Annotated in this window: 14 protein-coding genes; all 14 read left to right on the top strand. The window is 41.3% G+C overall.

The features are described from left to right. The first annotated feature begins 70 nt into the window (after nucleotides 1-70). The 14 genes from eutH to mdh all read left to right on the top strand — a co-directional run bounded on the left by eutH (nucleotide 71) and on the right by mdh (nucleotide 11,684). Nucleotides 71-1,315 (top strand): ethanolamine utilization protein EutH, encoded by a 1,245-nt coding sequence (gene eutH / locus JTI58_RS17190; protein ID WP_205442508.1) that lies wholly within the window; start codon nucleotides 71-73, stop codon nucleotides 1,313-1,315. A gap of 25 nt (nucleotides 1,316-1,340) precedes the next feature. Next, the gene (gene eutS, locus JTI58_RS17195; RefSeq protein ID WP_205442509.1) at nucleotides 1,341-1,682 is read left to right on the top strand and encodes an ethanolamine utilization microcompartment protein EutS; all 342 of its coding nucleotides are present in this window, start codon (nucleotides 1,341-1,343) and stop codon (nucleotides 1,680-1,682) included. 10 nt (nucleotides 1,683-1,692) lie between these two features. After that, nucleotides 1,693-2,193 carry a EutP/PduV family microcompartment system protein gene (locus tag JTI58_RS17200; RefSeq protein WP_205442511.1) on the top strand — a complete coding sequence of 167 codons (501 nt, stop codon included), beginning with the start codon at nucleotides 1,693-1,695 and terminating at the stop codon, nucleotides 2,191-2,193. Nucleotides 2,194-2,210: 17 nt separating this feature from the next. Further along, nucleotides 2,211-3,632 carry an ethanolamine ammonia-lyase reactivating factor EutA gene (locus JTI58_RS17205; protein WP_205442517.1) on the top strand — a complete coding sequence of 474 codons (1,422 nt, stop codon included), beginning with the start codon at nucleotides 2,211-2,213 and terminating at the stop codon, nucleotides 3,630-3,632. Between the two features lie 5 nt (nucleotides 3,633-3,637). Continuing rightward, nucleotides 3,638-5,008 (top strand): ethanolamine ammonia-lyase subunit EutB, encoded by a 1,371-nt coding sequence (locus JTI58_RS17210; RefSeq protein ID WP_008176446.1) that lies wholly within the window; start codon nucleotides 3,638-3,640, stop codon nucleotides 5,006-5,008. 9 nt (nucleotides 5,009-5,017) lie between these two features. Next, entirely contained in the window at nucleotides 5,018-6,028 is a 1,011-nt protein-coding gene (eutC, locus tag JTI58_RS17215; RefSeq protein WP_205442519.1) for an ethanolamine ammonia-lyase subunit EutC, read from the top strand. An 11-nt stretch (nucleotides 6,029-6,039) separates the two neighbouring features. After that, a complete protein-coding gene (gene eutL / locus JTI58_RS17220) occupies nucleotides 6,040-6,690 on the top strand; it encodes an ethanolamine utilization microcompartment protein EutL (RefSeq protein ID WP_205442520.1) in 651 nt (216 codons plus the stop codon). Between the two features lie 15 nt (nucleotides 6,691-6,705). Further along, nucleotides 6,706-8,196, top strand: a complete 1,491-nt coding sequence (locus tag JTI58_RS17225; RefSeq protein WP_205442521.1) for an aldehyde dehydrogenase family protein — start codon at nucleotides 6,706-6,708, stop codon at nucleotides 8,194-8,196. Between the two features lie 16 nt (nucleotides 8,197-8,212). After that, the gene (locus tag JTI58_RS17230; RefSeq protein ID WP_004269321.1) at nucleotides 8,213-8,491 is read left to right on the top strand and encodes a BMC domain-containing protein; all 279 of its coding nucleotides are present in this window, start codon (nucleotides 8,213-8,215) and stop codon (nucleotides 8,489-8,491) included. Nucleotides 8,492-8,582: 91 nt separating this feature from the next. Further along, a complete protein-coding gene (locus JTI58_RS17235; protein WP_205442522.1) occupies nucleotides 8,583-9,173 on the top strand; it encodes a phosphate propanoyltransferase in 591 nt (196 codons plus the stop codon). A gap of 12 nt (nucleotides 9,174-9,185) precedes the next feature. Then, nucleotides 9,186-10,055, top strand: a complete 870-nt coding sequence (locus JTI58_RS17240) for a phosphate propanoyltransferase (RefSeq protein WP_205442523.1) — start codon at nucleotides 9,186-9,188, stop codon at nucleotides 10,053-10,055. Nucleotides 10,056-10,091: 36 nt separating this feature from the next. After that, entirely contained in the window at nucleotides 10,092-10,376 is a 285-nt protein-coding gene (locus JTI58_RS17245) for a EutN/CcmL family microcompartment protein (RefSeq protein ID WP_036118365.1), read from the top strand. Then, the gene (locus JTI58_RS17250) at nucleotides 10,369-10,737 is read left to right on the top strand and encodes a BMC domain-containing protein (RefSeq protein ID WP_205442524.1); all 369 of its coding nucleotides are present in this window, start codon (nucleotides 10,369-10,371) and stop codon (nucleotides 10,735-10,737) included. Before JTI58_RS17245 ends, JTI58_RS17250 begins: the two co-directional genes overlap by 8 nt. Next, nucleotides 10,737-11,684 carry a malate dehydrogenase gene (mdh, locus tag JTI58_RS17255; RefSeq protein ID WP_205442526.1) on the top strand — a complete coding sequence of 316 codons (948 nt, stop codon included), beginning with the start codon at nucleotides 10,737-10,739 and terminating at the stop codon, nucleotides 11,682-11,684. The genes JTI58_RS17250 and mdh overlap by 1 nt, the downstream gene beginning before the upstream one ends. The last annotated feature ends 20 nt before the right edge of the window (nucleotides 11,685-11,704 follow it).

The raw sequence follows: 11,704 nt of genomic DNA on the forward strand, positions 1-11,704 counted from the left end.
TAAAGAGATTTCTTCTTTAAAGTGCCTTTTTTTATATAAATTTATAAATAAAAAAGGGGTGATGAGTAAGATGGCAATGATAGGAACGGTTATCGTTTATATTATTATGATTTGTGCTATTTTAGGGGCAATCGGAGCTATCCGAGATGCTGAGTATGGAATTGGGAAAGAATTTATGAATGGGATCCATACGGTTGGTCATATTTTTGTCCCAGCAGCAGGGATCATGGCAGCTATACCTTACTTAACATGGTTTATTAGTCATTTTATTAGTCCGATTTTTGAGTTAATTGGTGCAGATCCTGCGATTGCAGCGACGACAATTTTAGCTTCGGACATGGGTGGTTACCAATTAGCCAATGCGTTAAAGGAGTCTTATGAGGGATGGGTAATGGCTCTTGTTGTTGGTTTTATGTCAGGTGCTACCATTGTATTCTCGATTCCAATGGGCCTTGCGATGTTGGATAAGCGTGATCATAAATATATGGCGCTAGGTATTATGGCTGGCGTATTAACAATTCCGATTGGTGCATTTATTTCTTCAATCATGATTGTGCTATTCAACACAGAAGTACGTGAAGTCATTAGTACAACAGAGGCTCCTACATATGTATTTGCCATTTCTGTTTTACAAATATTAATTAACTTACTACCGTTATTCATTTTCGTTATCTTAATCGCACTAGGCTTAAAGCTTATTCCAAACGGCATGATTACTGGCTTCATGGTATTCGGTCGTGTCATGGATGCGGGAATTAAATTGGTGTTAGTGTTCTCTATTGTGGAGATTTTTACAGGTATTTTTACAAAGATTTTTGGCGCGTGGGGCTTCGATCCAATCATGGCTGATGAAATCGACCAGTTCCGAGCATTAGAAACAGCCGGTTATATCGGGATTATGCTAGCGGGTGCCTTCCCAATGGTGTATTTAATTCGAAAGTATGCTTCCAAGCCACTTGAAGCGGCTGGGAAAAAATTAGGCTTATCCTCTGTAGGAAGTGCGGGGATTCTAGCAACGATTGCGAATATTTTAGCGATGTTTACACTGATTCGCCATATGCCACCAAAAGATAAAGTGATTAACATTGCATTTGGTGTATGTTCTGCCTTCTTATTAGGTGATCACTTATCATTCACGGCTAACTTCCAGCCAACCATTATTTTACCTGTTATCGCAGGGAAGTTTTTAGCGGGTGTGATTGCGATTATTTTAGCCTATAAGCTTTCAGTACCAACTGCATTAAGGCTAGAAATTGAGGATCGCAAGGCAGGCATTATTAAAGAAGGCGAATATTTAACAGATCAAAAATCATAACGAAGAAAAAGTGAGGTGATGACGTGTGAGTGAAGAGAAAAAACGATTTATTCAGGAGTTTGTGCCGGGTAAACAGCTAACATTGAGTCACCTTATTGCCAATCCTGATCCAGAAATGTTTAAAAAGCTGGGTATCCAAGATGCGGGTGCCCTTGGCATTATGACTTGTACGCCAAGTGAAACGGTAATTATCGCAGGAGATTTAGCGACAAAGGCAGCCAATGTCAAACTAGGATTTTTAGATCGTTTTACAGGTAGTCTCGTTATTGTAGGTAGTGTGTCAGAGGTAGAAATGGCGATGTTAGAAATCAATCGTTTTTTATCCGAGGTATTAGGCTATACACCTTCAAAAATAACGAAATCATAGGATGTGTCATATGAAAAATCGAGTAATGATAATAGGCGGTGTGCAAGCAGGAAAGTCAACATTGATGAATACATTGTTGGGCAAAAAAAGCAGTGCCAACAAAACACAAGCACTCGTTTATGATGACTGGATTGTTGATACACCAGGTGAATATGTTGAAAATCCAATGTATTACAGAAATATTATGGCAACATCGCTGGAAGTAACCCATGTGATTTACTTGCAGGATGCCACATCAGCAAGGAGTGTATTCCCTCCGCAATTCAGCTTAGGGATTCCCAAAATACAAATAGGTGTGATTACCAAGATTGATGCCCCTGATGCCGATGTTGAAAGGGCTATCGCCTTATTAAAAAATGTTATGACGCAGGGCCCTATCGTGAAAACCTCTTCATGGCAGAAGCTTGGCATTGAATTGATTGAACCATTGATTCAACTCAAGACACATGAAGAAATTCGTCAATTTGTCAAGGATCACGATAGTCCGTATCTCATGTATTGCTCACAGTAGCGAGAGGGAGGTGTAGGGTGAAAACTGAAAAAATATTTAGTGCAGGCATTGATATTGGGACAAGTACCACAAAAATGGTCGTCAGTAGTTTTCTGTTAAAGAATGTGGCTGGCATAACCCATGTGCCAAGGATTGAAATTATTGAGAAAACGGTGTTGCATCAAAGTCCAATTATCAAAACACCTTTTATTAATAAAGACATCATCGATATGAAAAAGATTGAGGAATTTATTTCCCAACAGTATCAATTGGCACAAATTGCTCCATCTGATATTGCAACAGGGGCCATTATCATTACAGGTGAATCAGCCACGAAGGAAAATGCAAGTGAAGTTGTCCATACCATTGCAGATGGCGCAGGTCATTTTTTAGTTGCTACCGCAGGTCCTGATTTAGAGGGCATCATTGCTGCCAAAGGAGCAGGTACTTTACAGCAATCAAAGAATTCATCCAAAGTCATCGCCAATATCGATATTGGTGGAGGGACAGCGAATATTGCTGTTATGCAATTTGGAGAGGTCATTGGTACATGTACCTTACATGTTGGTGGTAGATTGATTGAATTTAAGGATGGCAAGATTCAATCAATTTCTCCGCCACTCATGCGATTGATGGAACGATGGGCTAATCCGTTAGCGGTCGGTGATGCGGCCGAAGATAATCGAGTAACACATTGTATTGAAGAAATGGTGCAAATACTTGCGATGATTCTTCATGGACAATGCACAGATGAAAAGCATCCATTATTACTTGGGCATTTACCAAACTGGCATAAACCTGTGGATGCCATCGTTTTTACAGGTGGTGTGGCCTCTTGTATTTATGAAAATGAATGTACACAGCGCCAATATGATGATATTGGTGAAAGATTAGCGAAGATGCTATTACAGCAAGAACAGCTACAATCATTTTTATGGTTACGACCTGAGGAAACAGCACGGGCAACAGTGACTGGTGCTGGTACACAAACCACTGAAATTAGTGGGGCAACCATTCAGGTGGATGCTCACGTGTTACCACTAAAAAATGTACCAGTCTTTAATTGCCATATAGATACGTCAACAGACTTTAACACGACAGTGAAGACAGCCGTAGAGAGAGCAGATGATTTATTTTCTATACAGGACAATCGTTCACCATTTGCACTCTATTTTAGTGAATTGCCGTATTTAAGCTTTCAGGATGTACATGCATTGTGTCAGGCCATTCTGCAACATTTGGCGACAAGATGCTCTAAGGACATACCAATTATCATAGTCATTCAATCAGATTACGCAAAAATTATTGGACAAACCATACAAGCCATTAATGCGACAGTGCCAATTATTTGCATCGATCAAATTAAAGTGGAAACAGGTGATTACATCGACATTGGAGAGGTTCTGCCATCTGGCGTTGTTCCTGTTGTGGTGAAGACCCTTGCCTTCCATTCAAAGTAAGGAGGATGAATGTGAACTTATCGGTGATATTTGGTGGAGAAAAATATAATTTTAAATCATTAAAAGATGTTATGGCCAAGGCCAATGAAGAAAAATCAGGCGATCAGCTAGCGGGTATTGCCGCTGAGACGGTTCAACAACGAATCGCAGCGAAGGCTGTATTAAGTGAGCTTTTAGTAAAAGATATCCGAGAAAATCCATTAGTGCCGCAGGAAAATGATGAGGTTTCACGCATTATTGAGGGCGATATTAATGAGCAAATCTATGGAGAAATCAAAAACTGGAGCATCGAGCAGCTGCGTGAATACATTTTATCGAATGACACGGGTGATCGTGAATTAAAGCGTTTAAGTAAAGGAATGAATTCTGAGATTATTGCTGCTGTTACAAAGCTAATGTCCAATTTAGATCTTGTTCATGCAGCCAATAAAGTCGAAATACTATCAACGTGTAATATTACGATTGGCCAAAAAGGGACATTGTCTTCTCGCCTTCAGCCAAACCATCCAACAGACAATATTGATGGCATCATCGCCTCTCTAAAAGAAGGATTGTCTTATGGTATTGGGGATGCTGTTATCGGCATTAATCCTGTAGATGATTCAGTTGAAAGTGTTAAAAAAGTACTTACGGCTACAAAAGAATTCATCAATGATTGGTCCATTCCTACGCAAAACTGTGTATTAGCTCATATTACAACACAGATGAAGGCGATTAAACAGGGCGCCCCAGCGGATATGATTTTCCAAAGTATCGCAGGGACAGAAATTGCTAACCGTTCGTTCGGTATTTCTGCTGATTTAATAAGAGAAGCAGAGGAGCTAATTAAAAAACAAGGAACAGGTACTGGTCCAAATTTATTCTACTTTGAAACAGGCCAAGGCTCAGAGCTATCGGCAGAGGCACATATGGGCATTGACCAAGTAACATTGGAATCTCGCAATTATGGATTTGCAAGACATTTTAATCCTTATATTGTGAACACAGTAGTGGGCTTTATCGGCCCAGAATATTTATACAACAATAAACAAGTCATTCGAGCAGGTCTCGAAGATCATTTCATGGGCAAAATGCATGGCATTCCTATGGGGGTAGATATTTGCTATACCAACCATATTAAGGCAGACCAAAATGATGTGGAAGATTTAAGTGTATTGCTAACAGCAGCTGGCGTTAACTTTATTATTGCTGCGCCAATGGGCGATGATGTGATGCTCAATTATCAATCGATGAGCTTCCATGATGTAGCTACATTACTCCAAACATTTGGTAAAAAACCAGCACCAGAGTATTTAGCATGGTTAGAGAAAATGGGCATTTATGAAAATGGTCGACTGTCAGCAAGAGCTGGCGATTTATCCATTTTTGAAAGGTAGGTGAGTCAAGTGAATGATCAATTAGTTTCTATGATTACACAGCTTGTCATAGAGAAGATGGAGAAAAATACAGGTAGCCAAGCACCTGAAGTGACAACTACTCCAACAGAACAACCACTTATTAAGTTTTATGATACAGTAGAAAATCGTTCTTCAGGAACAACGGAAGCTACAGCAACATCACAGGAGCCATTAATTCAGCTATATCAGCATGGAGCTCCACAGCAAGTACCAACGCTTGCTTCTGTCACTTTCGACCAGCCATTAAACGAAGCTGTGCCGATCAAGCCCTTTCAGTTTGAGGCAGAAGCATTAACGGAAAGTGTGCAGGCTGCTAAAAAACATACACCTGCTCGCATTGGTGTAGGGAGAGCTGGGACAAGACCGAAAACGAAAACATGGTTAAAATTCCGACTCGATCATGCTGCTGCGGTAGATGCTGTGTATGGCGAAGTGTCAGAAGATCTTTTACAAAAGCTTGATGTCTTTCAGGTAACAACGAAAGTCACAGATAAAGAGGAATACATTACAAGACCTGACTTAGGGCGTCGTTTATCAGAGGAATCAAAGACATTGATTCAGCAAAAATGTAAACCACAGCCCAAAGTACAGATTATTATCTCGAATGGCTTAAGTGCGAGTGCGATTGAGGAAAATGTACAAGATGTCTACCTAGCCCTTCAGCAAAGTCTTGGCAATTTAAATATTGACATCGGTACAACATTCTATATTGATAAAGGCCGTGTTGCTTTAATGGATGAGATTGGTGAGCTGCTACAGGCAGAGGTTATTGTTTACCTAATTGGTGAGCGTCCAGGGCTCGTATCGGCAGAATCGATGAGTGCATATTTATGCTTCAAGCCAAGAATTGGCACAGTGGAAGCGGAACGTATGGTGATTTCAAATATCCATAAGGGTGGTATCCCACCATTAGAAGCGGGAGCTTATCTTGGAACAGTCGTAGAAAAAATCCTGCATTATCAGGCAAGTGGCGTAGAGCTTGTCGCAAAAGAAGGTTAGGGGGCTGAGATATGTATCCTCAAAAAATTATGGCTCAAATCTTGGCGATGCAAACCATTCCAAGAGTCAACAGTGAACTAGCAGAGCAGTTAGATTTAAAGCCACATCATCATAGTATTGGGCTTGTCACACTGACAATCGACGATGTTGGGTATGTTGCCTTAGATGAGGCGACGAAAAAGGCAGATGTCGATGTTGTCTATGCAAAAAGCTTTTATGCGGGAGCGGTACATGCGTCTGGTCCATTGTCAGGTGAAGTGATTGGCATCATCGCTGGAAGCTCACCTGATGAAATTCGTAGTGGTCTTGATGCTATTCAACAAAAAATCGAATTTGATACGTATTTTGAAGCCATTAATAATAATGAAAATCATGCCTTGTTTGCCCATACCGTGGCAAGCTGTGGGACATATCTTGCTGAGCTTGCAGATGTAAAGGTTGGCACACCACTTGCTTATTTAATCGCACCGCCACTTGAGGCAGTGGTTGGATTAGATGCAGCATTAAAGGCGGCAGATGTTGAGTTAAAGGTTTTCTTTGGTCCTCCATCTGAAACCAATTTTGGTGGTGGCTTATTAACGGGCAGTCAATCGTCATGCGAGGCTGCAGCACATGCATTCAGAGAAGCTATTGAAAATATAGCTAGAAACCCAGTGATCTAGAAAGGAGGCGGCTTTATGGCCACATTAGACAAAGACTTATTAGCGATTCAGGAAATGAGAGATGCCGTTAAACATGCTAATACAGCACAGGCTGCCTACATGCAATTTTCTCAGCAACAAGTAGACACCATTGTAAAGGCTGTTGCAGATGCTGCCTTTAAGGAAGCAGATCGTTTAGCAAAAATGGCTGTGCAAGAAACAGGGATGGGTATTCCCAACCATAAAAAGATGAAAAATGAAGTGGCTTCACGAGATGTCTATGAAGATATTAAAGACTTAAAAACAGTTGGTATTGTGGGCTATGATCGGATGAAAAAAGTAGCCGAAATTGCAAGTCCTTTTGGTGTCATTGCTGGTATTGTACCAACAACAAATCCAACCTCTACAGCCATCTTTAAAACGCTTATTTCTTTAAAAACGAGAAATGGTTTAGTGCTTAGTCCACACCCATATGCAGTGAAATGTACAAAAGAGGCTTTAGATATTTGTCGAGTAGCTGCTGAAAAAGCAGGTGCGCCAGAAGGATTACTACAATGTTTAACAATGTCCTCCATGGAAGCAACACAGCAGCTAATGAAGCACCCAGACATTCATTTAATTTTAGCTACGGGTGGTGGTGCATTGGTCAAGGCGGCCTATAGCTCTGGCAAACCTGCCTATGGGGTAGGGCCAGGAAATGTACCAGCTTACATTGAAAAATCGGCTACTATTCAAAAGTCTGTCCGTCAATTGGTGCAAAGTAAATCGTTCGATAATGGCACAATCTGTGCAACGGAGCAAGCCATTATTGTCGATAAGGCGATTGCAGTGCAAGTGCAAACAGAATTAAAGAAAAACGGTGCCTATCTATTAAATGCTGAAGAAAAAGCTAAAATGGAAAAATTGATTTCGCCAGTTCCAGGGAAAGTAAATCCCCAGATTGTCGGTAAATCAGCTACTTGCCTAGCCGATTCTGTTGGTATTACGGTTCCAGACGATACAAAAGTTCTTGTGGGCTTCGAAACAATGATTGGTAAAAATATTCCGTTTTCTCTTGAAAAACTATCACCAATCTTTGCACTTTATGTTGTTGAAAACAGTACAGAAGCCAAGCAGGTGATGATTGACCTGCTAAATATTGGAGGACGCGGACATACATGCTCCATTCACACTGAAAATGCAGCATTGGCAGAGCAATTTTCCGTTGAATTACCAGTATCACGCATTGTGGTCAATACATTATCATCTATCGGTGCAGTAGGTGGCACAACGGGCTTAGCGCCATCCTTTACATTAGGCTGTGGTACATTTGGCGGCAATATTACGTCAGATAACATTACAGCAAGACATTTATTAAATATCAAACGTATGGCGTATGGCATTAAAGATGTCGAAGTGCCAAAACCAGAATTTGAAGTACAGTCCGTTGTCGAGTCGGTAGTCTCACAAGAGCCTGCTCTAGACACAACGATGGTTCAACAAATTGTCGATCAAGTATTAAAACAAATCACATTACAAAATAAATAATTTGGAGGAATGACAAATGAGTACAGCATTAGGAATGGTAGAAACAAAAGGTTTAGTAGGAGCAATTGAAGCAGCAGACGCAATGGTAAAGGCAGCAAGCGTTAATTTAGTAGGAAAAGTACATGTTGGTGGCGGTATCGTGACAGTTCTTGTACGCGGTGATGTAGGCGCAGTAAAAGCAGCAACAGATGCAGGGGCAGCAGCAGCACAACGTGTAGGAGAGCTATTATCAGTTCATGTAATTCCACGTCCACACCACGAATTAGAAATGATTTTACCAAAAGCAGAAGCATAATTTCATGTTCTGATGAGAGCTGGATCTAACTTTAGAACAGCTCTCAACTTGTCCTTATAAAATCAATCAACAAAATAAAGAGGTGGCTAACGTGACAACAGCAACAAAAACTTTTCCAGTGGCCATTTCGGCTCGTCATATCCATCTAAGTGAAGCAGATTTACAAGCACTTTTTGGTCCAAATGCAACCCTAACTAAGGATTTCGACTTATCACAGCCAGGGCAATTTGCTGCAAAAGAGCGTGTCTCTATCGAGGGACCAAAAGGCATTATTCATAATGTCCGTGTCCTTGGACCTGTAAGACCAGCAACCCAAGTAGAGGTAAGCCGTACAGATGCCATGAAGCTAGGGGTGACACCTCCTTTACGGCAATCAGGTGATATTGACAATTCTGCAGGCATTAAAATTCTTTCTCAAGACAAGGAATTAGAGATCCAGCAGGGGGTCATCATTGCACAGGCACATATTCATATGACAGAAGAAGATGCCAAAGCATTGGAAGTACACAATAATGAATTAGTTTCAGTGGAAGTTGTAAGTGATCGTCCTGTCACTTTCCGAGGTGTCGTTGTACGTGTTTCCAATGATTTTAGTCTGGAAATGCACATTGACACGGATGAAGCAAATGCTGGCTTTATCGAACAGCAGGCACAGGGTAAATTAATGAAAGTATCATCGTAAGGAGGAGGCAAGATGCAAGAAAATTTAGTGCAAAAAATTGTGGAAGAAGTTCTGCAACAAGTCTTAAAAAATCAATCTTCCCCTCCACATGACGGTAAAATTCCGATTGGTGTATCTGCCCGCCATGTCCATCTTGCACAAGCAGAAGTGGAACAGCTTTTTGGTGAAAATTATCAGCTTACACCGAAGTCTGAGCTTTCACAACCAGGGCAATTTGCTGCGGAGGAAACTGTAGTGATTGCAGGTCCAAAAGGGTCGATAGAGCGCGTACGTATTCTTGGCCCCGCTCGTTCCTTATCCCAAGTGGAAGTAAGCTGGACAGATGCGATGAAATTAGGGCTGAAGCCACCACTAAGAATATCTGGTGATATTCAAGGTTCAAGCCCTGTTACATTGATTGGTCCAAAGGGGAGTGTCGTGTTAAATGAAGGACTCATTATTGCACAGGCACATATTCATATGTCCCCAGCGGATAGTGCGAGATTCCAAGTAGTAGATGGACAATCAGTTCAAATCAAGGTGGAAGGTATTCGCCCGATTATTTTATCAAATGTGGTTATCCGTGTTTCAGAGCGCTATCGCTTAGAAATGCATATTGATACAGATGAAGCAAATGCAGGGTTAATTCAACAAGGAACACTTGCAGAAATTTTGTATCATCAAGTAAGCGAACCAGCTATCGCTTTGAAAGAGCAGTCGCCAGTCGTACAGAAAGTAGAACAGCCATCCGTCTATCATTATGACAAAAAGCTACTTTCACAAATAGAAGTGCTCGATATCGATGCACAAGAAATTGTCGTTCCAAAGAAAACCATTGTGACAGCATTGGCTTATGATAAGCTGCGAGAGTTAAATAAAACATTAACAATCCGCTCGGAGTAGTAAGACAAGCTGTGTCGCATAAAGAGGGTGAAGTTCATGCAAATGGGAAGAGTGATAGGCAGTGTATGGGCAACTCGCAAGGAGGAAGGGTTGAATGGTTTAAAGCTACTAATCATTCAACCAATTGATTCCAATCAACAGCCGATTCGCACAGAAATGGTTGCAGCTGATCGCATAGGAGCGGGTATTGGTGATGATGTACTTATTACAAGTGGTGGATCATCACGCTATATTATGAAAGAAAATCCGTTACCGATTGATGCAGTTGTCATTGGTATTATTGATTCTACGGAAGTAATGAGAGGTGAGGACAATGAGTAGCGCAATTGGAATGATCGAAACAAAAGGATTAGTTGGTTCTTATGAAGCTGCTGATGCGATGATTAAAGCGTCAGACGTCACAATCGTCAAACAAGAATTTGTTGATGGTGGCATCGTGACGATTGTCGTGAAGGGTGACGTAGGTTCTGTACAAGCAGCAGTAGAAGCTGGAAAAGCAGCCGCTATGCGTGTTGGTGAATTATTAGGCGCTCACGTCATTCCGAGACCTGATGAAGATGTCTTTAAAATGATTAAAGGACCAGAGGCACCAAAGAAAAAGCCTGTCTCTGCACCAGCAGCAACGCGGGCGAAAAAAACAACAGAAGCAACATCCGCAACAGATAACCGAGGTGAGGCATAGTGGCATTTCGTAAAAATAAAATCGCTGTAATTGGAGCAGGCCACACTGGTTCCACATTGAGTTTATTTTTAGCGCAGAAAGAATTAGGCGATGTGGTCCTTGTTGATATTCCAGAAGCCGAGAACCCGACAAAAGGGAAAGCTTTGGATTTGTTACAGACAGGCCCAATCGAAAAATTCAATGTGACCATTCAAGGCACGAGTCAATATGAAGATATCGCTGGAGCAGATATTGTTGTCATTACAGCAGGCATTCCACGTAAACCAGGGATGAGTCGTGATGACTTAGTGACAACAAATGCCAAAATCATTCAACAGGTTTCAAGACAAATCAAGCACTATGCTCCAAATAGTATTGTTGTTGTGTTGAGTAATCCTGTTGATGCCATGACGTATGTGTGTCATAAGGAAACAGGCTTTGCCAAAAATCGTATCATTGGTCAATCGGGTGTGTTAGATACTGCTCGCTTCAATACGTTTGTTGCGCAGGAGCTTCACATTGCACCAGAGGATGTATCAGGCTTCGTGCTAGGTGGACATGGCGATGAGATGGTGCCATTAATCCGTTATTCCTATGCAGGCGGCATTCCATTAGAGAAGCTAATTCCTCAGGATCGACTGCAGCAAATCGTCGAGCGTACACGTAAAGGCGGCGGAGAAATTGTCGGCTTACTAGGCAATGGTAGTGCCTACTATGCACCAGCTGCAGCGTGTGCCCAGATGGTTGAAATCATTATCAAAGATCAACGAAAAATTATCCCTTCTATTGCTCTTTTAGAAGGAGAATATGGGTATCACGATCTCTTTTTAGGGGTACCAACGATTTTAGGTGGCAATGGCATCGAATCTGTCATCGAATTGCATCTAACAAATGAAGAACAAACAGCCCTTCAGCATTCTGCAGAGGCTGTGAAACAGGTAATTGCTATTTGCCAAAACATTGAATAGGGTAAACAGACTCTATTTTT

It is taken from the genome of Lysinibacillus fusiformis (assembly GCF_016925635.1).
Taxonomy (GTDB): Bacteria; Bacillota; Bacilli; order Bacillales_A; family Planococcaceae; genus Lysinibacillus; species Lysinibacillus fusiformis_F.